Origin of the sequence: Chitinibacter sp. SCUT-21 (assembly GCA_041874755.1) — a bacterium.
Classification (GTDB): Bacteria; Pseudomonadota; Gammaproteobacteria; order Burkholderiales; family Chitinibacteraceae; genus Chitinibacter.
On record CP102611.1, the window covers coordinates 742077 to 764683 of the forward strand.

A 22607-nucleotide genomic window follows, 5' to 3' on the forward strand; every position below is an offset into this window, starting at 1 on the left:
TATACACAACAGGGTATTAATATGACAGCAAAACCAGAACTCGCACTTGGCCGCTATCGGCATTACAAAGGCAACGAATATCAGGTGATTGATTTAGCCCGCCACTCCGAAACCTGTGAATGGCTAGTCGTATACCGGCCACTGTATGGTGAAGGCGGTTTATGGGTGCGCCCTTTTGCGATGTTTGTAGAAAACGTCGAAATCAATGGCGTAGTGCAAGCTAGATTTGCCAAAATCGCAGACTAACAGCAAACTGACAGCCTTAACAAAAATTAACAAAACACAGCAAGGGAAAGAGTAATGGCTGGAGCAAGTTTACTAACACTTTTAGACGACATCGCAACCATCTTGGACGACGTTGCGGTGATGACCAAAGTAGCTGCAAAAAAAACCGCTGGCGTATTGGGCGACGATTTGGCACTGAACGCCGAGCAAGTCAATGGCGTGCGCGCTGAACGCGAGTTGCCGGTGGTTTGGGCGGTTGCGGTGGGATCGCTCAAAAATAAAATCATTTTGGTGCCAGCTGCACTGGCGATCAGCGCCTTTATTCCGTGGGCAGTGATTCCACTGTTGATGATCGGTGGTTTGTATTTGTGTTTTGAAGGCGTGGAAAAACTCGCGCACAAATTTTTGCACAAAGAAGAATCTGAGCAAGAACAGGAAAACCTCGCCACAGCTTTGCTTGATGAAAATGTCGATTTAGTCGCGCTGGAAAAAGAAAAAATCAAAGGCGCAATTCGCACCGATTTTGTCTTGTCAGCCGAAATTATCGTGATCGCACTCGGTACAGTGGCGGACAAATCTCTGTCGACGCAATTTATGGTGCTCGCCGGTATCGGCGTGATTATGACCGTAGGGGTCTATGGTTTAGTCGCGGGCATTGTGAAACTGGACGATATGGGGTTTTACCTGCAACGTAAAAGCACTAGCACGGCTAAAGCACTGGGCAACCTACTCGTAGCCACTGCACCCAAACTGATGAAACTACTCACGATTGTCGGTACAGCCGCAATGTTTTTGGTTGGTGGCGGCATTTTGACGCATGGCGTACCAGCGCTGCATCACGGCATTGAACACTTAGCAACTGAAAGCGGCAATGTACTGGGTATGGTCGTGCCGAGTATCGCCAACCTTGTCGTCGGTTTAATCGCTGGCGCCGTGGCTTTAATCGTGGTTGAGTTTGCAGGTAAATTATTCAGCAAAAAAGCCGCCCACTAAGATCTTACGGCAGCAATAAAAAAACGCCCTGCGGGGCGTTTTTTTATTGCCTTAGAAAAGCCAAGGTCTTGGTCTAGGAATGCGTTGTTCTTCAGATTCTGCCGCGCTCAATAGGCGTAGTTCACAATACTCTTGTTGTGGTGCGACAGCTTGTACAGCTTGGTTTACGGGGCTTGTTACTACTGGGCTTAATTCTTCTTCGCCAGCGGTCATATCGAAAATGCGTACCATGATGTAGCCCTCCCTTCTTGTTTAAAGCCTGCGCTTTGTGCCTCAGACCCTTACATTTTTCATCCTTACAACTTGAATATCGTCCCACCTTGTCAGAATTTCAATCCTTTGATCGATTTTTTTTAATTTATTTTCTAAACGGATAAAAAAAGGAGCCCGAAGGCTCCTCTGTTTTCACTCGCTTAATTGTAATTGTCCATGCTCGGACAAGAACAAATCAGGTTACGGTCGCCGTACACATCGTCAATCCGGTTCACCGATGGCCAGAACTTGTTGTCCAGCACGTACGGCAATGGGAAAAAGGCCGTGTCGCGACTGTAGGCGCGGCTCCACTCGCCCGAAATATCGCCCTTGCTGTGTGGCGCGTTTTTCAGCGGATTATCTTCCAGCGTCCACTCGCCGCCTTCTACTTTGGCGATTTCGTTGCGAATCGATACCATCGCCGCGATAAAGCGATCAAGTTCAGGTTTCGCTTCTGATTCAGTTGGCTCAATCATCAGCGTACCGGCCACTGGGAAGCTCATCGTCGGCGCGTGGAAACCATAGTCCATCAGGCGTTTGGCGATATCGACTTCGGTAATGCCACTCGCCGCTTTCAGCGGACGAATGTCGATAATACATTCGTGCGCAACGCGACCATTCGCACCGCTGTACAGTACTGGGTAGTGCGCGCCGAGTTTCTTCGCCACGTAGTTGGCGTTCAGCAAGGCGATTTCAGTCGCGTTCTTCATGCCCGCCGCGCCCATCATCGTGATATACATCCACGAAATTGGCAGAATCGACGCTGAACCAAATTGCGCAGCAGACACCGCGCCTTGGCCTTGCGCTACGCTCGCGTCACCCACGGTGATTGGCGCTACTGAGTGGTTAGACATAAACGGGGCCAAGTGCGCCGCCAAGCCGATTGGGCCCATACCTGGACCGCCGCCGCCGTGTGGAATGCAGAAGGTTTTGTGCAGATTCATGTGGCTCACGTCCGCGCCGATGTCGGCAGGACGAGTTAAGCCCACTTGCGCGTTCAAGTTCGCGCCGTCCATATAAACCTGACCACCAAACTGGTGAATCGTCGCGCAGATTTCTTTTACTGCGGCTTCAAACACACCGTGCGTCGATGGGTAAGTCAGCATCAGCGCCGCGAGGTTGTCTTTGTGCAACTCAGCTTTGGCCTTCAGATCAGCCACGTCCACGTTACCGCTTTCGTCGCAATCAACCACCACGACTTGCATATTCATCATTTGCGCAGTCGCTGGGTTGGTGCCATGCGCTGATTTTGGAATCAAGCAGATATTGCGATGCGCGTCGCCACGGCTTTCGTGGTAGCGGCTGATCGCCAGCAGACCGGCGTATTCTCCCTGCGCACCAGAGTTTGGCTGCATACAAATTGCGGCAAAGCCAGTGATGGCTTTGAGCTGGTCAGCCAAGGTGTCGACCAAGATTTGGTAGCCTTGCGTTTGTTCGCTTGGCGCGAACGGGTGGATATTGCCAAATTCTGGCCAAGTCACCGGAATCATTTCGCTGGTCGCGTTGAGTTTCATCGTGCAGCTGCCCAATGAAATCATCGAGTGATTCAGCGCCAGATCGCGGTTTTCAAGGCGTTTCAAATAGCGCAGCATTTCGTGTTCGGTGTGGTAGCTATTGAACACGGGGTGAGTCAGGTAGGCCGACTCACGAACCAGTTCCGCAGGAATAGCATCGCTCGCCGCCGCATCGAGTGCAGCTAGATCAACGTCTTTACCAGTAAATACTTTGAGCAAGGTCGCCAGATCGTCAGCCGACGCTGCTTCGTGGAAAGCTACGCCCAATACGCTGTCAGACACTTGGCGCAGGTTATAACCCGCGTCTTGTGCAGCTTGGTAAACCGCAGCAGCGTTGCTTAATTCAACCTGTACCGTATCAAAGAAGGCGTTGTGCACCACTTTGCCGCCCGCGTGTACCACACCCGCAGCAAACAGTGCTGCCAAACGGTGTACGCGTTGCGCAATGCGTTTTACACCCGCTGGGCCGTGGTACACGGCGTACATGCCGGCCATATTGGCGAGCAGCACTTGCGAGGTACAAATATTCGAGTTGGCTTTTTCGCGGCGGATATGTTGCTCGCGCGTTTGCAGCGCCATACGCAGTGCAGTTTTGCCTTTGGCGTCGATCGACACACCGATAATGCGGCCCGGAGCTGACCGTTTCATCTCGTCTTTAAACGCGAAATACGCAGCGTGTGGGCCACCAAAGCCCATTGGCACGCCAAAACGTTGCGTGTTACCCACCGCCACGTCTGCGCCCAATTCCGCTGGCGATTTCAATACCGCCAACGACAGCAAATCAGCCGCCACAATCGCGACGCCGCCTTTGGCTTTCAGCGCTGCAATCGGGCCAGACAAATCAACTACGACGCCATCAGCGCCCGGATATTGGAACAGCGCACCGAAGTAATCGCCGTTACCGACATCGCTGGCTGCGCCAACCACAATTTCAAAGCCGAAGTATTTCGCGCGAGTGCGCACCACGTCTAGCGTCTGAGGCAATACCTGCGCATCAACAAAGAATACGTCGGTTTTGGCTTTTGAAACGCGACGCGCCATTGCCATCGCTTCAGCCGCTGCAGTCGCTTCGTCGAGCAAGGAAGCATTCGCCAGTTCCAGACCGGTAAAGTCGATGACCATTTGCTGGTAGTTCAGCAAGGCTTCCAAACGGCCTTGCGCGATTTCTGCTTGGTAAGGCGTGTACGCGGTGTACCAGCCTGGATTTTCCAGCACATTACGCAAAATCACGCCCGGCGTCAGATTGGGGTAGTAACCCAAGCCGATGAAGGATTTTTTGATGATGTTTTTGCTGGCGATGGCTTTGAGTTTGGCCAGCGCTTCGTGCTCGGGCATTGCATCTGGCAGGTTCAGCGCTTGGTTAAAACGGATGTCGGCTGGAATTGTTTGGCCAACGAGATCATCCAAAGACGTGGCGCCGATTTCGGCCAACATCGCCGCTTGATCGGCGCTGTTTGGGCCGATGTGGCGAGCGACAAATTCAGTGTGATTAAACAAAGTAGAAAGCGTCATGGGGTACCTTCAGAGTCAAGGCGTAGCAAAGCGCAGCCTCAAAGCTGCGCTTTGCGATAAATTATTCTTTTAAATCAGTCAATTGCTAAAAATCGTGCGAGAAGACCCAAGCACAAGGCAGGCAAGAACGAAAAACCGGAGTTGGCTGAAGCCAATGAGGATTTTGAGTTTGTAGCCTAACGCAGTGATTGGGCTTCGCAGCCGATTTTTAATTAGGCGCCGATTTCTTTGGTGTATTCTGCTGCCGTGAGACATGAGTCGAGATCCGCCGCATTCGCTGGCTTCACGCGGAAGAACCAAGCCGCGCCGTACGGATCGCTATTCGCCAATTCTGGCGAGCCTTCCAATTCCACGTTCACTTCAACAACTTCACCCGCGATTGGCGCGTAAACGTCAGAAGCTGCTTTCACTGATTCAACCACACCCGCTGTCGCGTCCGCAGCCAATTGCGCGCCCACTTCTGGCAACTCTACGAATACGATATCGCCCAGCAATTCTTGCGCGTGGTCGGTAATACCGATGGTCACGGTGCCGTCGCTTTCAAGACGCAACCACTCGTGGCTGTTTACATATTTCAGTTCTGCTGGAACATTGCTCATGACGCTATCCTCTAGGGTATTTAATTGGAAATCTTGGTTTAATTCATTTACAGGGCAATACCCTGCAATAAAAACATCCAAAAGTTCACACGCAAGGCGCGAAGCCGCTAACAGTACGTTTCGTACGGCAAGGCTGAGCAACGCCGCGTGTAAGCTTTTGATTTAAAAAATTATTCGAAAACTTTTTTGCCGTTGCGCACAAATGGCATTTTCACCACGCGTACATCGGTCAATGTACTGCGCAAATCAACTTGCACCTTCGAGCTATTGGCATCGGTCGCGGCTGGAACGCGCGCGATCGCCACTGAATGTTTGAGTGTAGGCGAGAAAGTGCCGCTGGTAATCACGCCTTCGCCCACGCCTTCAACGACCACTTTCAAGCCTTCGCGCAATACGCCTCGACCTTCAAGCACCAAGCCAACTTGTTTCATGGCAACGCCTGCTGCTTTTTCAGCTTCGAGAGCTGCGCGGCCAATGAAGTTGCGATCCGCTGGTTCCCACGCAATCGTCCAGCCCATGCCCGCTTGCAGTGGCGACACGGTTTCGTCCATATCGTGGCCGTACAAATTCATGCCAGCTTCCAAACGCAACGTGTCGCGCGCGCCCAAGCCGATTGGCGCCACACCAGCGCCGATCAGCGCTTTCCAGAATAATGGCGCTTCATCCGCTGGCAACATGATTTCCAGACCGTCTTCGCCGGTGTAACCGGTGCGAGCAATAAACCAGCCTTCTTCAACCGAGCCAAACGGGAAACCTTGGAATACTTTCAGGCCTTTGATCGTGCTTTCCCACTCTTCGTGCAGCACTTTGCAGGCTTTTTCGATCGCGTTCGGGCCTTGCACCGCGATCATCGCCAATTCACGGCGTACGGTTAATTCAACCGCGCGGCCTTCAGCTTGCTTGAGCATCCACGCGATGTCTTTGTCGGCGGTACCGGCGTTCACGACCATGCGGTAGCCGTAGTGCGTCAGATACACGATCAAATCGTCGATGACGGTGCCTTCGGGCGTCAACATGCCGGAATACAGCGCCTTGCCTTCAAAGCCGAGTTTTTCCACGTCGTTGGCGATCAAGGTGCGCAACCAGTCTTTCGCGTCTGCGCCAGTAATATCGATCACGCACATGTGCGACACGTCAAACATGCCGGCGTCGGTGCGAACGATTTCGTGTTCTTTGAGTTGAGATCCGTAATGGATAGGCATCGCCCAGCCGGCAAAATCAACGATTTTGGCGCCAGCGGCAAGGTGTGAATCATACAGCGGTGTGGTTTTAGGCGTTGCGGTCATAAGACTTCCTTAGGGTATACCCTCATAGGCCGCTACTTTATTGATGTAGCGGGCAACACCCCTCTGTCCTGTAACCTGAGATTTTCCGGCTGCAACAAGTGCGAGGGAATGAGCTTAAACGCAGCGAGTAACTGTCAGCACATTGAGTCGGAGCACAGAAACCGGAATGTACCGTTTGTACATGAGGATTCCGAGCACCGCCCGAGATGCGATCACAGCTCGCACAGCAAGTTTAAACCATTCCCGCCGTTAGCCCCTTCGGCGGCTCTTTTGAGCACTCTCCAGAGTTTTTACTTCGATTAAACAGTCCTGAAACCTGAGCGATTCGCGGGTGCCATTGCGCCTTCGGTGGTATTTGTACACAGACAAATACGCTCTCCTGCTTAATGGGCTGGATTATCGGGGGAAGTGCGGGTAATGGCAAGCCGCAAACGCGAAAAAATAAGCATAAAAAGATGAGCGTGAAATGACTTCATGCCAACATGACTGGGGTTGGCGCAAGGCGTTTACCTAAAACGTCTTGCTCACCCAAACTAAATCCAATAGCCTGATAAAACGCTTTGGCAGGTACGTGCGAGCCAGTGTACAAAAACACTGCGGCATAAGATTGTGCGAGTAAATTTTGCTCGAGTTGAGCCATCAATTGTTTACCCAAGCCTGAGCCTTGCAATTCACTGGCTACACACATCTCTTTGATTTGAAAATGCCAATTTTCAATCCAGCGCTCGCCCCAACCAAAGGCCAAACCCACCGGCACCTCATCGGCCAACATGCCTAGGCCATAAAAACGCGGAAACTGGCTAAACGCAGCAAAACGCTCGCGCACCGCTTCAATCTGCCAGCCGTCATGCCACGGTGCGGCGTTAAACACGCGCAAATACAAATCGCAAAAAGGCGCTAGATTATTTGGGGTCAGTTCAACGAAAGTAATTTGCATCAATATTCACATTCTCGCTCAATTGCGTGGCGATTGATTTAGCGTCACAATCAAAACTTACAAAACAAAACAGCATAACCAAATCCTCGCTTCAGCGCCATCACCGATGAGATCTGCATGAACTATTTTCGCAAATACCCTGCCCTGTTACCCGCGTTCATCATCGCGCTGCTGGCCATCGCCATGCTGATCCACGGCCCGATTGCCCAATTGCCCAACTATCATCACTTCGCTGATCGGCGCAGTTGGCTGGGCATCGCCAACGCCGCTGATGTGCTATCTAATGTAGGGTTTGCGCTGGCGGGCGCTTGGGGTTTGCTGCGCTTGTGGCAACAGCCTGAATTAGTTAAAACCGCGCGTGTGGGCTATGGCTTATTTTTTTGTGCGGTGTTTCTCACCGCTTTTGGCTCGGGCTGGTATCACCTTGCGCCCGATAATGCGCGGCTGATTTTTGATCGCATCCCGATTGCAATCGCCTGCGCAGGGTTGCTGGCTGCGGTATGGCAAGAATGTTATGGGCAAAATGAGTCTGGCCGGCTACAAATTGCCTATTGCGCGCTGCTCGCACTGTTGGGCTATCTGAGCGTGTGGTGGTGGCAATTTACCGACGTTCCGAGCTTTGCCAGCGCTGATTTACTTGGTGCCAGCAGCACAGCGCAAGGCTTGGGCGATTTACGACCCTATTTATTACTGCAAATGCTGCCGCTGATTTTAATCCCAGTGCTGCAATGGCAAGCCCAATGCAGCCGCACCAAACGACTGGCTTTTGCTGCAGCAATTTTGCTCTACGTGTTCGCGAAAATCGCCGAGTTGCAAGACCATCAAATGTTTCACCAGCTCAGTATTATCAGCGGCCACACGCTAAAGCATTTATTAGCGAGCGCTGCTGCAGGTGTGCTGGTGTTTCAGCTCAATATCGCTGCACGAACCTAGCCCACAACTAACAATAGGCTCGAAAGCGCTACTGAACTAGCTCTTGCAAAGTACGGTTAATTTCTTGGAATTTGTTTTCGTCGCTAAACGCCGAGCAGCTTGATGCATATTGCTGCTCAGGCTGTTTACCCAGCCGAAAGAACACTTGCTCGCAATCACAGCACAAGCTGGCTTTGATTTGCTGGTTTTTCCTATTGCGCAGCTCGGCTACCCAGCAATCATCTGCACAGCCGCAAGAATGGTACCAAAGCACTTCGCGCGGATTGGGCCAATCCAATTGAGACGGCGGCGTTCCACCTGAAGCCCACACGAACATTGGCAAACAAATCATCAGCACACACATCCGCCCCATCACAGCACCACCAATTGATGCAGGCCATACAGTACCAAGCCAATCAAACCACCAACCAAGGTACCGTTAACGCGGACGAATTGCAGATCAACGCCCACGTTCACTTCAAGCCGCTCGACCATCACCTCGTCGTCCCACGCTTTCAGTTGCTCGGCAATAAACACGCCGATTTGGTGGCGGTAGCGTTTGACCAGTTGGCCGGCGGCGATGCGGGCGTGGCGGTTGAGCCAGTCGGCCAAGCTCTCGTCCAGCACCAAGCGTTGCGCCAGATGGCTCAAGCCGTGCGCGAGTTTGCTGCGTAGTGCTGATTCGGGCTCTTTTAGCTGCTGCGACAGCAGGCCAACGACACTAAGCCACACTTGATCAAGTGCCCCCAATAATTCAGGAGTGGTGAGTATTTTTTGCTGTGCAGCAGCCAAGCGCGCTTGTAATTCGGGCTCGGTTTTCAGCCGTTGTTGCAGCTGGTTGAGGGTCTCGTCGATATGCAGACGCAATGCGTGCTCGTCATTTTCGCGCATGCCCTGCACCTCACGCGCGGCGGCGTGGACTAATTTGCGCGCCAAGTAGCGCCCGCCCGCTTCATCGAGCGCAATCCATTTCAAGTAATCAAGCTCGGCGGCGATTAGGTGAGCGAGGTGTTGTTGCAATTCGGGTTTTTGTAATTGTGCGTCTAAATGATCAAACACCGCGTTTAGCAACGATTGCTGCGCACCGCTGTGGCGCAGCAGCTGCAGCACTTCGGCGGCCGGCGTGGCTAAATCGATTTTGCCCAATTGGCTGCGCAATAGCTCGCGTAAGCGCGCTTGCATTTGCGGCTCGGTCAGGCTTTGCAAAATGTAGTGAAACAAATTGGCGAGCTGGTCGGCGCTTTGGCGTGCGTTCGCTGGCTGCATTAACCAGCCGGATAATTTGGCGGCGGGGTTAAATTCGCTGACCTTGGCCATAATGCGCTCAGTCGACAGAAAATGCGCCTCAATAAATTCGCCCAAGCTATCGGCGATACGGTGTTTATTGCGCGGAATAATCGCGGTATGCGGGATAGGAAGATTGAGCGGCTGGCGAAACAGCGCGGTAACGGCAAACCAGTCGGCCAAGCCGCCAACCAGTGCGGCCTCGGCAAATGCCTCAACAAAGCCCAGCCATTGCCAATCTGGATACTGCGTGCGCAGCCAAATCACCCAAACCAAGAGCAGCGCCATAGCGATTAATAAACCGGTTGCGCGGCGCTTCATCATGCGCAAACGTTCGGTCTTGGTGGTCAATTGCGTTGAAGGCATAAGCGTAACCTGAGCGAGCCGATGGCTTTCAGTTTACGCAAAAATTCGCCTAAGGTCTTGTGCGAAAAACAATTCGCCGCAGATACAACAAAGGGTATATCAATAGAGGTCAATTTGATAATAACCCCCATTCATATACCCTTTAGGTTCAAAGCTAAATCGTTTTATACGATACGTACTTTGACTGGCTTGCCTTTCAGTTTGCCTTTTTCATTGCCAAGTCGCTTGATTACTTGCGTCGCGTGGCGGCGATCGACGGCGACGTAGGTTTGAAATTCAAACAAATCGATTTTACCAATCGCGTCGCCCGGCAGGCCACCGTCACCCGTCAAGGCGCCAACCACGTCGCCCGGGCGCACTTTTTGTTTGCGGCCGGCGTCAAAGCACAGCGTCGTCATTTTTGCTGGTAGCGCAAAATCGCCCTCCACCGTCAAATCGTCCTCGCGCCCTTTGGGTAGCTCGGTTTTCAGGTATTCCTCGATCTGGCGTTGGCGCTTGGTTTGGCTTGGGCTCACCAAGCTGACCGCGTGGCCTTTATTGCCGGCGCGGCCAGTACGGCCGATACGGTGCACATACACTTCAGGGTCGTGCGGTAATTCGTAATTCACGACGAGCGATAGTTCTTTAATGTCCAAGCCACGCGCGGCCATATCGGTGGCGACCAGAATTGGGCAGCTGCCGTTGGCAAAACGCACCAGCATTAAATCGCGGTCGCGCTGATCGAGTTCGCCATGCAGCGCAATCGCGTCAAACCCGTCTTCAACCAAAGAATCGGCCAGCGCCATACAATCGGCGCGGGTATTACAGAACACGACGCTGGACGTCGGTTGGTGGTGCGCGAAAATGCGTTTCAGCAAATCGGGCTTGTCGGCGTTGTCTTTGACCGCGTACGCCGCTTGCACGATGTACGACTGATCGTGCAGCGCCTCAACCGTCACTTCAACTGGGCTGCGCTGAATGCTGGCCGACAATTTGCGGATGCCCTCGGGGTAGGTTGCCGAGAACAACAGCGTTTGGCGCCATTTCGGCAAGAATGAAATCACATCCTGCACTTCGCCGCCAAAGCCCATATCGAGCATACGGTCGGCTTCGTCCAGCACCAGCGTGCTGACTTGCTTCACGATCAGCGTTTCTTTGTGCAAATGGTCTTGAATCCGGCCCGGCGTACCAACCACCACATGCGCACCGTGCGCCAGCGACGCGGCCTGCGGCGCCAATGGCGTACCGCCACACAGCGTCAGGATTTTTAAATTTGGTAAATGGCGGCCCAAGCGACGCAAATCTTTACTAACCTGATCGGCCAATTCACGCGTTGGGCACAAAATCAGCGCTTGCGGGCGAAATAAAGTCAGGTTCAGTTTATGCAGCACGCCAATACCAAACGCCGCCGTTTTACCGCTACCGGTTTTCGCTTTGGCGATCAGATCACGACCTTCCAGCACCAATGGCAAGCTGGCAGCCTGAATCGGCGTCATAAATTCGTAGCCTAGGCTGGCAAAATTATCGTGCCAATCTGGGCTAAGTTGTTCAAGCGAGGTAAACGGCGTTTTTTGCGACATGGATTTAAAACCTTCAAAAAAGTGCTGCACTTGCCATCGCCAGCGCTCAACGCGAATGCGTTTCGCGGTGCGCCGACCCAATGGCAAACGGCCTTGCTTGGGTTACTCTCCAAAGCAAAGCCGTTGAATAATTTACAAAATTTGCGGCATTGTACCTGATTTTGGCCCGTGCAGGGTTTAGTGCTGCGTGAAATAGCGCAGCAAGTAATACACGACCATGCCCGCGCCAATCGCCAGCAACAACCGTTTGCTGCGCCACATCACCACGCCGGTTGCCAGCATGCCCCACAGTTGCGGGTTGGTCAGAGAGGTATTGAGCTGCCCTTGGTGCAAAAACACTTCGGGAATCACAATCGCGGTCAACACCGCCACCGGCACATACACCATCGCTTGGCGCAGGCGCGGCGGTAATTTATCGCCAACGCCGGGCAGGAAAAACACCACGCGCAGCCCGTAGGTTACTAGCGCCATGCCCAAGAGCATCAAACAAATCGACAGTATATCCATCTATACCAAATCCTAATTAACTTACAGAGCCATACCAAAGCAGGTATTAGGCTGTTTGCGTTTTACTTATTGGCTCAAAACGCGCGGCAGCCATTCCTGCTGCTACGCCCGCTACTACCGCTAGCATCAAGCCCAATTTATACGGCAAACCCGCCGCAAACAGCGCAGTTAGCCCAGCGGCGATGGCTGCAACCAGCTGCGCGCGCGTCAGCAGCATTGAGACGACAATGCCGGTAAAGGTGGCGACCATCGCAAATTCCAGCCCCCAGTGCTGTAGCTGCGGCACCGCTTGGCCGAGCAAAATCCCAACCGCGGTAAACACCACCCAACAGCTGCAATTACACAGCCCAGAGCCCAACATAAACGCATCGATACGCGTGACTTTTTGATTCAGGCCCGACTGCACCGCGGCAAAGGTTTCATCGGTCAGAAAATACGCCAAGGCTGCGCGCCGCCAAAATGGCACATTGGCTAGCGGGCCTTGCAAAGTGGCGCTGTATAAAGCGTGGCGCAAATTCACCACCAAGGTCGTCAGCACAATCACCGGCCATGTTGCGCTGGCAGCGAGTAAAGTTAAAGCCAAAAATTGCGCTGAGCCGGCGTAGACCAACACCGACATCGCCAGCGCGGCCCACGGCGGCAAGCCGGACGGTGCGGCCAGCGTGCCAAAAATAATCGCAAACGGAGCCACCCCCAATTGCATCGGTAAGGTGGCGACAAAGCCTTGTTTGAATGCCATCGCGGCTGGGCTGGTGTGATTCGTTAATTTCATCATGGCTCGATGCTAACACGAATTTTGGTGTAAGCATCGAGCGCAAACAAACTCAACCGCGCCTAGGCCGCGCTTTTACTGCGCATCAATAAATACGCCGCCGGAATCACAAACATCGACAAGAGCGGCGCGGTAATCATGCCGCCGAGCATCGGTGCGGCGATGCGGCTCATCACTTCTGAACCCGCACCCGTACCCCACACAATCGGTAATAGGCCGGCCAGAATTGTCGCCACCGTCATTGCTTTGGGTCGCACGCGCTGCACGGCTCCATCGCGGATAGCGTCAAACAAGATCGCGACACTCGGGGTATTGCCCTCTGGGCAGCGTGCATGAAGGGCTTGCTTTAGATACAGCAGCATTACGACACCAAACTCGGCCGACACACCTGCCAAGGCGATAAAGCCGACACCCGTCGCCACCGACATATGAAAGCCGAGCAAATACAAGAACCAGAAACCGCCCACCAAGGAAAACGGCAGCGTCGCCATAATCAGCACCGCTTCATCAATGCGCTGGAAAGTGAAATACAGCAGCACAAAGATAATCAGCAAGGTGGCTGGCACAACGAGCTTCAATTTAGCGTTGGCGCGTTCCAGGTATTCAAACTGCCCCGAATACGACACGCTAATGCCCGGTTTGAGCGTCACGTCTTTGGCAATCGCCGCTTTCAGATCGTCGACCACTTGCACCAAATCGCTGCCGCGCACGTCGATGTAAATCCACGACGACAGCCGCGCGTTTTCGCTTTTCAGCATGGGCGGGCCATCGCTGATTTTAACGTCGGCAACCATGCCCAAAGTAATGCGCTGGCCGCTGGCAGTAACAATCGGCAAATCTTTCAGTGCATCGGGCGAATCGCGCAATTCACGCGGGTAGCGCACATTAATCGGATAACGCGCAGCGCCTGAAATCGTCTCGCCAATATTTTCACCGCCGATCAAATTTGACACCACCGATTGCAAATCAACGACGTTCAGGCCATAGCGCGCCGCATCCGCGCGGCGAATATCGATGTCGATATAACGCCCGCCGGTTAAACGCTCGGCCAAGGCAGACGACACACCAGGAACGGTTTTGGCGACTCTTTCGATGGCCAGCGCCATCTCGTCTATCGTCGCCAAATTATTGCCGGCGATCTTGATGCCGATCGGGCTTTTGATCCCGGTCGCCAGCATATCGATGCGGTTGCGAATTGGCGGCACCCAGATATTGGCCAGCCCCGGCACTTGCACCACACGATCGAGCTCGGCGACCAATTTATCCGGCGTCATCCCCGCGCGCCATTGCTCGCGCGGTTTAAAACGGATTGTCGTTTCAAACATTTCCAGCGGGGCGGGGTCGGTCGCCGTTTCAGCGCGACCGGCTTTACCAAACACGCTATCGACTTCAGGCACGGTTTTGATCAATCTATCGGTCTGTTGCAGCAATTCGCTGGCTTTGGCCGCCGATAAACCCGGCAGCGCGGTTGGCATATACAACAAATCGCCCTCGTCCATTTGCGGCAAAAATTCACCGCCCAGCCGCGAGATCGGCCACGCCACCGTTACCAAGGTCAGCACCGCAACCAGCAAGGTCATTTTTGGCTTGCGCAGCACGACTTCGATCAGCGGCTGATAAAGGCGAATCAGCAAGTTATTGAGCGGATTGCGGCGCTCGTCCGGAATTGCCCCACGTATCCAGTAACCCATCAGCACCGGAATCAAGGTGATCGACAAGCCTGCTGCGGCGGCCATCGCATAGCTTTTGGTAATTGCCAGCGGGCCAAACAAGCGCCCTTCTTGCGCTTCAAGCGTAAACACCGGAATAAACGACAGCGTAATAATCATCAGGCAGAAAAATAACGCGGGCCCCACTTCAGCGGCCGCCTCGCCGATGACATCCCAGCGCGCCTTGCCGACGAGTTGCTCGCCCGGATGCGCGTGTTGCCAGTGTTCCAGCTTTTTATGCGCGTTTTCGATCATCACCACTGCCGCGTCGACCATTGCGCCAATCGCAATCGCTATCCCGCCCAAGGACATAATATTGGCGTTCACGCCCTGATAATGCATGACGATGAACGAGGCCAAAATACCCAGCGGCAAGGAGATAATCGCGACCAAGGCCGAACGCAAATGCCATAGAAACACCAAGCACACCAGCGCGACGACGATCAGCTCTTCGATTAATTTGAAGCTTAAATTTTCAATCGCGGTATCGATTAAATGACTGCGATCGTACACTGGCACAATCTCGACGCCGGCTGGCAAGCTCGATTTGAGTTCGGCGATTTTGTCTTTAACCGCACTAATCGTCTCGCGCGCGTTTTTACCCGAGCGCAATACGACAATCCCGCCAGCCACTTCGCCCTCACCATTAAGTTCAGCAATACCACGGCGCATTTCTGGCCCAAGGTTCACTTCTGCCACATCGCCCACCGTCACCGCAACGCCATTGCCGGCAGTTTTAAGCGGAATCGCTCGAAAATCGTCCAGCGTTTTCAGATAGCCACCGGCGCGCACCATGTATTCGGTTTCCGCTAGCTCGAGCACTGAGCCGCCGGTTTCCTGATTTGCGCCGCGCAAAGCTTCAACAACGTCCATATGGGTGACGTTAAAGCTGGCGAGTTTTTCCGGTGCAATCTGCACCTGGTATTGCTTGACCATACCGCCAACCGACGCGACCTCAGCAACGCCGGGCAACGTTTTCAGCTCGTACTTCAAGAACCAGTCTTGCAAACTTCTAAGCTCGGCAATACTGCGCTGCCCCGTTTTATCGACCAGCGCGTATTCAAAAATCCAACCAATACCAGTGGCATCAGGCCCTAAAGCTGGTTTGGTGCCAGCCGGTAAACGCCCTTGCACTTGATTAAGGTATTCCAGCACGCGCGAGCGCGCCCAGTACAAATCGGTTTTATCTTCAAACAACACATAAACAAACGAGTCGCCAAAGAAAGAAAAACCGCGCACGGTTTTAACGCCGGGCACCGACAACATCGTCGTGGTTAATGGATAAGTAACTTGGTCTTCAACGATTTGCGGCGCTTGGCCCGGGTAAGTGGTGCGGATAATCACTTGCACGTCGGATAAATCGGGCAAGGCGTCGATTGGCGTATTTTTCACCGCCCAAACGCCCCACACCATCAGCAGCACCGTGGTTAGCAAGACCATAAAGCGATTTTTAATCGACCAATGAATAATCGAACTAATCATGGTTATGCCCCCCTTTTACCGCCGCCGCAGCTTTGCCTTTAACGGCAATACGCGAGATTTTTGGCGCGCCATCTTGCTCGACCAGCGTAAATTCAACCTTGTCGCCGACTTTTAACGCAGCCAGTTGCGAGAGATCGATGACGTCAAACGGCATCGTCATCGACGGCCAATTCAGGCTGGCGATCGGGTCGTGCGCCAGCACCAGCTCGTCCTTGCTGACTTTTTTCACTTCACCAGTGCCGAAATGCTCGGCGACGGCAACCGCCTTGCTGTTCGCTTGCGCTGTTGATTCGCCTGTTTTCGCACCCATTCGCGCCAACACGCCGCGCAAGCTCGCTTCCGAATCGATCAAGAATTGCCCCGACACCACCACTTGCTCACCGGCGTTTAGACCCGCCACGATTTCGGTCTGCCCGCCAGCAGTAGCCCCCGTCTGCACCTCAACCGGAACAAACGCGCCTTTGCCGTCGCTGGTGATAATCACTTTGCGTTTGCCCGTCGCGATCACCGCGTCGCTCGGCACCAAGATCGCGCTCTTCGCCTCGCCATTCAGTGCAATTTGCGCGTACATGCCGGGGCGGATTTTGCCTTTGGGATTAGGCAATTCAAGCCGCACCCGCACGGTGCGGGTTTCGGTGTTGATCACCGGTAAAATAGCGCTGACCTTGGCGCCAAAAGGCTCGTTCGGCCAGGCGGCAAAGCGCACTTGCGCAGCACTACCAACGTCGATTTGGCCAATCTGAGCCTCAGGCACTTCGGCTTCGATCCACACGCTGGCCAGACCATTGATCCGCGCCAAAGCTTCCCCAGCTTGCAGCATCATGCCTTGGCGCACCATCAATTCGGCCACCACGCCGCCACGCGGCGCGGAGATCGTCACGACTGGCGATGCGACGCCGGTTTGTTCCAATTTGGCGATTTGCGCGCTACTCATGCCCAGTTGCAATAGCCGCGATTTGGCTGCGCTGCCCAATTGCGGATCCCGCCGTAACACCAAATATTCGTTTTGCGCCGCCAGCCATTCTGGCACGCGTACGTCGGCCAAGGCTCTGCCCGCAGCGATCACATCGCCCGCCGCCAGTTGGTACACGCGCTCGACAATGCCTGAGGTTCTGGCTTGCACAATCGCGACGTCTCTATCGTTTAGCACTACGCTGCCCGCAGCTTGCACGCCGCTTTGCAATTGGCCCGCAACTGCGCTGGCGATTTTTAAGCCGGTGTTTTGCGTCAGGCCCGCGTCGATGCGCACCGCGGCAGTGCCAGCGGCGTCGGCGTATTTGGGCACCAAGTCCATATCCATAAACGGCGACTTGCCCGGTTTATCAAAATGCACCTCGGGCTTCATTGGGTCGTACCAATATAATGGTTGCGCGCCCTCGGTTTTATCTTGGGGTATAGGCTGGTGAGATCCGGCCATAAAGTAGCCTGCGCCAATACCCGTAGCGAGTAATGCAATAGAAGCAGCGATGACGGTGAGTTTATTCATGATTATTGTTCCCCGGTCAGAAAGTGAATTTGCGTGGCTTTACTGGCCAGCTGGGATTGCAACTCGATTTGGCGTAACTGGTTTTTCAGTTTTTGCGTGCGTGCGCTCAGGACTTGATCGGCGCTGGCGCTACCAGCGCGGTAATTGGCAACGGCGAGCGCCACTTGCTGCTCCAACAGCGGCAGCACTTGCGTTGCTTGGCGTTGCAACTGGCTTTGTAGCGCGCGATATTCAGCGCTGAGCGTTGCGTAGTTTTGCTGCAAACTCGCTTGCCGCACCGCTACTTCAGCTTGGCTGCGCGCAATATTGGCCAGCGCCGCGCGCTCTTGCGGTGCGATTCGACCCGATGAGAACCAAGGCATATCGATGCTGACTTTCAGCATGCCCATATTGTCGCCCATCGTTCCGCGGGCATAGCCCAGCTCTACGCCCCAATCGACGTCTTTTTGCGCGTTCGCCAGCGCCAATTGCGCTTGCGAGCTACTTAACTGCGCTTGCGCCATTTGCATTTCGGGTTGCGTTTGCAACCCGTCGGCTTTCGCCAGCTGCGTTACAAAGGCCGGCAAAGACCCCGTCACGCTTTGCTGCGCGGCCTTGGGGCCGATCCAACGCGCCAGCTGCGCTAGTGCTTGCTGCTGCTCGGCGTGCAGCGCATCGATCTCATCGGCCAGCATCAAACCTTCCAGCTGCGCGCTCAAGGCCTCATTAGCGCCGCCAGTCGCGGCCAAGCTGGCTTTGGATTTGGCCTGCATCAGCTGGTTTTCTTGCTGCTGCGCCTGCAATTTGGCGATTTTTTGTTCGACAAAATACAGAGTGAGCCAAGCATTGGCCGCCTCTTGGCGAACATTCAGCCGTATGGCTAGGCTTTGCCGCTGGCTGGCACTCAGCTCGGCTTGCGCCATTTGCCGCTCGGCTTGGCGTTTTGATTCGCTCGGAAAATCTTGCATCACGCCGATGCTGCGTTTGCTTTTGCTCAGATCAAAGCGTGAATCGCCACTCAGCTGGACATCATCGAGCGCTAAATTGAGTTTGGGATTGGGCAAAAAGCCTGCGGCACTGCTCATTTCGGTTGCCGCTTCATCGGCAGCGCGACGCGCGGCCATTTCAGGGGCGTTTTGCTCAGCCAAGGACAAAGCCTCGTTAAAACTGAGCGCGTAAGTGTTGGCGCTCAATAGGCTAAGCGCCAGCGCCAAAGTTCGGGTCAACATAGAAGACTCCCAGATTCGAATGAATTGGGGCCACGGCGACGTGCAGAAACCCTAGATCAAAACCACAAAGGGCGGATCACTACACGCAGCACCAGGCCACGACGGTTCGAACTGGGTAGGCTAATTGCGGAAAACTTGGTATTGAATACGCAAGGGGCGCGCGTAATGATCGAGCGAGGCACTGGCCAGATCAAAGCGCTGGGGCTGCGGTTCGCTTTGCGACAACATCGGCGCAAAAACGTAGGCCAGTAGAAATAATGGAGGCGGAAGATTTGGAGTACGGCTATCGGCCGATTGATCGTCTTTTTGGCAATGCGCTTTGCAAAGTGGCTCTTGCTGCTGAACCATGGTTTGCGAATCACAATCGGGCATGCCTTGCATCCAATTGAATGTCGACATGCTGACAGAGCTGACCGGCTCAATCTGAGCCGGTTGCATACACGCGTACGCCGCCACCGCCAGTTGGGTCATGACCAACAAGCAAATGGTGAACAGCGAAATAACAAACTTGCGTGAACGCATAGCAACTCCAAACCGATTGCTTTGATCTTACAGCCTCGCCGGTAGCAAGGCTACTGATGCCATTCACAATCGGCGTTGAAGTTGATACGCGTCAAATCGGCGCAGCAATCGATTAGCAGCAATCGCCAGTCATTAAATGGCGATCCAGCCAATGCTCGCTGGTAATGCTCAGCACATTCGCACCAGCGGCATGAATCGCGCCACCGCCATGCACGGCGTGGGCAACGGCTCGCGGCGCTTGATAACGTTTGGCCATCGCAGTCAGGCTAATCGGCTGAATGCGCACGGCCTGCCCTGCGGTGCCAAAAGCTTCAAAACGGGCGATACAAATATCACGCATCGCGTTGACCGACACTTGCAAATATTTGCGGGGGTCGAATTCGGCGGGGTTTTGCGCCATAAAGCGGCGAATCGCACCGGTGGCGGCGAGCCGCAAATCGGTGTCGATATTAATTTTGCGCACGCCATAGCGAATACCGCGAATGATTTCCTCCACCGGCACGCCCCAAGTGGCAGCAATTTCGCCGCCGTGTGCGTTGATGATTTCTAACCATTCTTGCGGCACCGACGAGCTGCCGTGCATCACCAAATGTGTATTCGGTAAGCGTTCGTGAATTTGCTGGATACGCTCAATCGACAAAATTTCGCCGGTGGGTGGTCGGCTAAATTTATACGCGCCGTGGCTGGTGCCAATCGCAATCGCCAACGCATCGACTTGGGTAGCTTGCACAAAAGCGTAGGCTTCGTCCGGATCGGTCAGCAATTGTTTGGCATTAAGCTGGCCTGCCGCGCCAACGCCGTCCTCTTCGCCAGCTTGCCCGGTTTCCAAACTACCCAAGCAGCCAATTTCACCTTCGACCGACACGCCCAGCGCATGCGCCATCGCCACCACGCGGCGAGTGACTTCGACGTTGTAGTCGTAATCGCTCGGCGTTTTGCCATCATCGCGTAGCGAGCCGTCCATCATCACCGAGCTAAAGCCCAATTCAATCGCCTGCTGACACACCGCAGGGCTCGTGCCGTGATCTTGGTGCATCACCACCGGAATATGCGGAAACTCCTCCACCGCAGCCAGCATTAAATGGCGCAAAAATGGCGCGCCGGCGTATTTACGCGCGCCGGCTGAGGCCTGCATGATCACTGGGCTGCCGGTGCGATCGGCGGCCTCCATAATCGCGCGAACTTGCTCCAGATTATTCACATTAAACGCTGGCACGCCGTAATCGTGTTCAGCGGCATGATCGAGTAATTGGCGCATAGAAATAAGAGGCATAACAAACTCCACAAAGATATAGCTACAAGATTTAAAGCCTCAGGCCGCTGGCCACGAAGCGGGTCAACGCATACTTAATTAAATAAAGTTTCAAATAGGGTTTGATGCGCCTTTTCACTGTTTGAATTTGGAATACCTGTCTTGGTATTGCCCTCAATGCCATTTTGAGTAGTATCTTGCTTAAAATACCCCTCAATAGTGGCCACCTCGCCTTTCGCGCCCAAAATCACGGGTACACGCTGGTGCGTGTGCGTGGGCTGCACGTCCAGCAAGCGCATACGGCCGGTTGATGCAGCGCCGCCCGCCACTTCGACCAACATCGCCATTGGGTTGGCTTCGTATAAAAGGCGCAATTTGCCGTTTTGCGTTTTCGCGCGGCTGTCGGCTGGGTATAAAAACACGCCACCCCGCAGCAAAATCCGATGCACTTCGGCCACCATCGAGGCGACCCAGCGCATATTAAAATCGCGCCCGCGCACACCAACGGCCCCGGCCAAACAATCGGCGATATAGGCCTGAATCGGCCATTCCCAATGCCGCTGGTTGGAGGCATTGATCGCAAATTCCTTCGCTTGCTGGGCAATGCGCAAATTTGGATGCGTCAAAACAAACAGACCGGTTTCTTCGTCAAAAGTAAAACCATTGACCGCCACACCGGTGGTGATCACCAGCATCGTCGCTGGGCCATACAGCGCGTAACCAGCGCACAGTTGGCGCGTGCCACTTTGCAAACACACTTGCTCGTCACTCACCTCGTCGGGGGCCGACAAGATCGAGAAAATACTGCCGACCGAAATATTCACATCCAGATTGCTGGAGCCATCGAGCGGGTCGAACACCAAGGCCAAATCGGATTCTGGATTGCCAGCAATCACGTGCTCGACCTCTTCGCTGGCCAGCACGCGGGCTAAATCTTTCGTTGCGGCCACCATGATGTCGTGGCTAATCACATCGAGTTTTTGCTGCGCTTCGCCTTGGATATTGTCGCTGCCCGCTGCGCCGGTCATTTGCTGCAAAGCGGCGGAGCGCACCGCCACGGCGATCTGCCCGCACGCTTGCGCAACGCCGAGTAGCAAAGGCGCTACGCGCTGCAAGCTCGCATCGTCGCTGTGATGCCAGATAAATTCGTTTAATGATTGGGCTGTGGTTTGCGACATTTAAGCCACCTTTTGTGTATTAGCCAGGTTCAGATCGAGTTTGTTAGCGCAATTGACTGCTGAGTCGTAAATCGGCGCAAACAGCGCCAACTCTAATGCTGCCGCGCCAACCAGTACGCCATCGATATCGTCCATTTCCAATAATTGCTGTGCATTGCTTGCCTTCACGCTACCGCCGTACAGCACCGACATGCTGGCCGCAGCGCTGGCATCGGTTTGTGCCAGATAGCGCCGGATTAGCGCGTGCGTTTCTTGCGCCACTTCGGGCGTGGCCGCTTGGTTGGTACCAATCGCCCAGCGCGGCTCGTAGGCGATAATCGCGTTGCGCCAACCGGGTGTGGTCATCAACCAATCGAGTTGATTGCACAGCACTTGCTCGGTTTCGCCACGCTCACGCTCGCTGGCCGATTCGCCTATGCACACAATCGGGATAATGTTGGCGTTCAAACACGCGCGCGCTTTGCCAGCAATGAGCGCATCGTCTTCATAGTGATGCTGGCGGCGCTCGGAATGGCCGACCAAGGCATAGCGGCAGCCTACTTCTAGCAGCATCGCCGCCGACCATTCGCCGGTGCGCGCCCCGCTGGCCAGCTCTGCTACGTCTTGCGCGCTGCACGCCACGCCGCTGTCATTGGCCAATGCACTGACCACGGCCAAAAACGGTGCCGGTGGGCACACCACCAAATCGACGGCGGCCTGCTTCATCGCCACCATGGCCGGAATCATCGTGTGGCATAGCTCAAAGCTACCGTGCATTTTCCAGTTCGCCACGACCATTTTTTGGCGGCGTTGAGGCCCATCAGCCTTAGCCGCGGCCCTTGCTGCAAGCGCCAAGTGCGACTGAGCTTGAAACAAGTGTTGATTCTGAGGTGAGATTGCTGCGTTCATTGATCTTCCAGCCCTGGCCGAGTGAATCAAAAGCGAACATCAAACAACATTTATTCGCGCATTTATGTTCGCATTTTGCGCGTTTATTTTCTTTTTGCAAGCGAAAAATGTTTCAACTTTGTAAATTGTGTACAAAAGGCGAAAAAAAACACCGCCAAAGTGCG

20 protein-coding genes and 1 riboswitch are annotated in these 22607 nt (G+C 54.2%); of the genes, 3 read left to right on the forward strand and 17 right to left on the reverse strand.

Translation table 11 applies throughout. The features are described 5' to 3' along the window. Nucleotides 1–21: 21 nt before the first annotated feature. Together NT239_03420 and NT239_03425 are read left to right on the forward strand one after the other, a co-directional pair. Nucleotides 22–246: a DUF1653 domain-containing protein gene (locus NT239_03420; protein ID XGA71906.1), complete on the forward strand. Its 225-nt coding sequence runs from the start codon at nt 22–24 to the stop codon at nt 244–246. A gap of 54 nt (nt 247–300) precedes the next feature. Beyond that, nucleotides 301–1218 carry a DUF808 domain-containing protein gene (locus NT239_03425; protein ID XGA71907.1) on the forward strand — a complete coding sequence of 306 codons (918 nt, stop codon included), beginning with the start codon at nt 301–303 and terminating at the stop codon, nt 1216–1218. 51 nt (nt 1219–1269) lie between these two features. On the opposite strand, the gene NT239_03430 is transcribed toward NT239_03425, so the two are convergent. The 5 genes from NT239_03430 to NT239_03450 all read right to left on the reverse strand — a co-directional run bounded on the left by NT239_03430 (nt 1270) and on the right by NT239_03450 (nt 7318). After that, on the reverse strand, nt 1270–1449 hold the full coding sequence (locus NT239_03430) for a hypothetical protein (protein ID XGA71908.1): 180 nt from the start codon (nt 1447–1449) through the stop codon (nt 1270–1272). A gap of 182 nt (nt 1450–1631) precedes the next feature. Then, nucleotides 1632–4496: an aminomethyl-transferring glycine dehydrogenase gene (gene gcvP, locus NT239_03435; GenBank protein XGA71909.1), complete on the reverse strand. Its 2865-nt coding sequence runs from the start codon at nt 4494–4496 to the stop codon at nt 1632–1634. A gap of 212 nt (nt 4497–4708) precedes the next feature. Continuing rightward, complete coding sequence (gene gcvH, locus NT239_03440; GenBank protein ID XGA71910.1) at nt 4709–5095, reverse strand: glycine cleavage system protein GcvH; 387 nt, start codon at nt 5093–5095, stop codon at nt 4709–4711. A 170-nt stretch (nt 5096–5265) separates the two neighbouring features. Next, a complete protein-coding gene (gene gcvT / locus NT239_03445; GenBank protein XGA71911.1) occupies nt 5266–6381 on the reverse strand; it encodes a glycine cleavage system aminomethyltransferase GcvT in 1116 nt (371 codons plus the stop codon). 294 nt (nt 6382–6675) lie between these two features. After that, a riboswitch (glycine riboswitch) is annotated at nt 6676–6773 on the reverse strand. An 80-nt stretch (nt 6774–6853) separates the two neighbouring features. After that, nucleotides 6854–7318 (reverse strand): GNAT family N-acetyltransferase, encoded by a 465-nt coding sequence (locus NT239_03450; GenBank protein ID XGA71912.1) that lies wholly within the window; start codon nt 7316–7318, stop codon nt 6854–6856. 117 nt (nt 7319–7435) lie between these two features. Between NT239_03450 and NT239_03455 the strand changes: the two genes are divergently transcribed. Then, nucleotides 7436–8251, forward strand: coding sequence for a hypothetical protein (locus NT239_03455; protein ID XGA71913.1), 816 nt, complete (start codon nt 7436–7438; stop codon nt 8249–8251). Between the two features lie 28 nt (nt 8252–8279). On the opposite strand, the gene NT239_03460 is transcribed toward NT239_03455, so the two are convergent. The 12 genes from NT239_03460 to tpiA all read right to left on the reverse strand — a co-directional run bounded on the left by NT239_03460 (nt 8280) and on the right by tpiA (nt 22443). Then, the gene (locus NT239_03460) at nt 8280–8588 is read right to left on the reverse strand and encodes a hypothetical protein (protein XGA71914.1); all 309 of its coding nucleotides are present in this window, start codon (nt 8586–8588) and stop codon (nt 8280–8282) included. 14 nt (nt 8589–8602) lie between these two features. Next, nucleotides 8603–9880, reverse strand: coding sequence for a DUF445 family protein (locus NT239_03465; protein ID XGA71915.1), 1278 nt, complete (start codon nt 9878–9880; stop codon nt 8603–8605). Nucleotides 9881–10044: 164 nt separating this feature from the next. Next, a complete protein-coding gene (gene dbpA / locus NT239_03470; GenBank protein XGA71916.1) occupies nt 10045–11439 on the reverse strand; it encodes an ATP-dependent RNA helicase DbpA in 1395 nt (464 codons plus the stop codon). 177 nt (nt 11440–11616) lie between these two features. Next, the gene (locus NT239_03475; GenBank protein XGA71917.1) at nt 11617–11946 is read right to left on the reverse strand and encodes an AzlD domain-containing protein; all 330 of its coding nucleotides are present in this window, start codon (nt 11944–11946) and stop codon (nt 11617–11619) included. A 46-nt stretch (nt 11947–11992) separates the two neighbouring features. Further along, complete coding sequence (locus NT239_03480; GenBank protein ID XGA71918.1) at nt 11993–12721, reverse strand: AzlC family ABC transporter permease; 729 nt, start codon at nt 12719–12721, stop codon at nt 11993–11995. 59 nt (nt 12722–12780) lie between these two features. Beyond that, complete coding sequence (locus NT239_03485; protein XGA71919.1) at nt 12781–15909, reverse strand: efflux RND transporter permease subunit; 3129 nt, start codon at nt 15907–15909, stop codon at nt 12781–12783. Further along, the gene (locus NT239_03490) at nt 15902–17395 is read right to left on the reverse strand and encodes an efflux RND transporter periplasmic adaptor subunit (protein XGA71920.1); all 1494 of its coding nucleotides are present in this window, start codon (nt 17393–17395) and stop codon (nt 15902–15904) included. The genes NT239_03485 and NT239_03490 overlap by 8 nt, the downstream gene beginning before the upstream one ends. 2 nt (nt 17396–17397) lie before the next feature. Continuing rightward, the gene (locus NT239_03495) at nt 17398–18603 is read right to left on the reverse strand and encodes a TolC family protein (protein ID XGA71921.1); all 1206 of its coding nucleotides are present in this window, start codon (nt 18601–18603) and stop codon (nt 17398–17400) included. A gap of 120 nt (nt 18604–18723) precedes the next feature. Beyond that, complete coding sequence (locus tag NT239_03500; protein XGA71922.1) at nt 18724–19125, reverse strand: hypothetical protein; 402 nt, start codon at nt 19123–19125, stop codon at nt 18724–18726. Nucleotides 19126–19237: 112 nt separating this feature from the next. Then, a complete protein-coding gene (fba, locus tag NT239_03505; GenBank protein XGA71923.1) occupies nt 19238–20398 on the reverse strand; it encodes a fructose-bisphosphate aldolase class II in 1161 nt (386 codons plus the stop codon). A 74-nt stretch (nt 20399–20472) separates the two neighbouring features. Beyond that, a complete protein-coding gene (locus NT239_03510) occupies nt 20473–21555 on the reverse strand; it encodes a class 1 fructose-bisphosphatase (GenBank protein XGA71924.1) in 1083 nt (360 codons plus the stop codon). Next, nucleotides 21556–22443 (reverse strand): triose-phosphate isomerase, encoded by an 888-nt coding sequence (gene tpiA, locus NT239_03515; GenBank protein XGA71925.1) that lies wholly within the window; start codon nt 22441–22443, stop codon nt 21556–21558. Nucleotides 22444–22607: the final 164 nt, after the last annotated feature.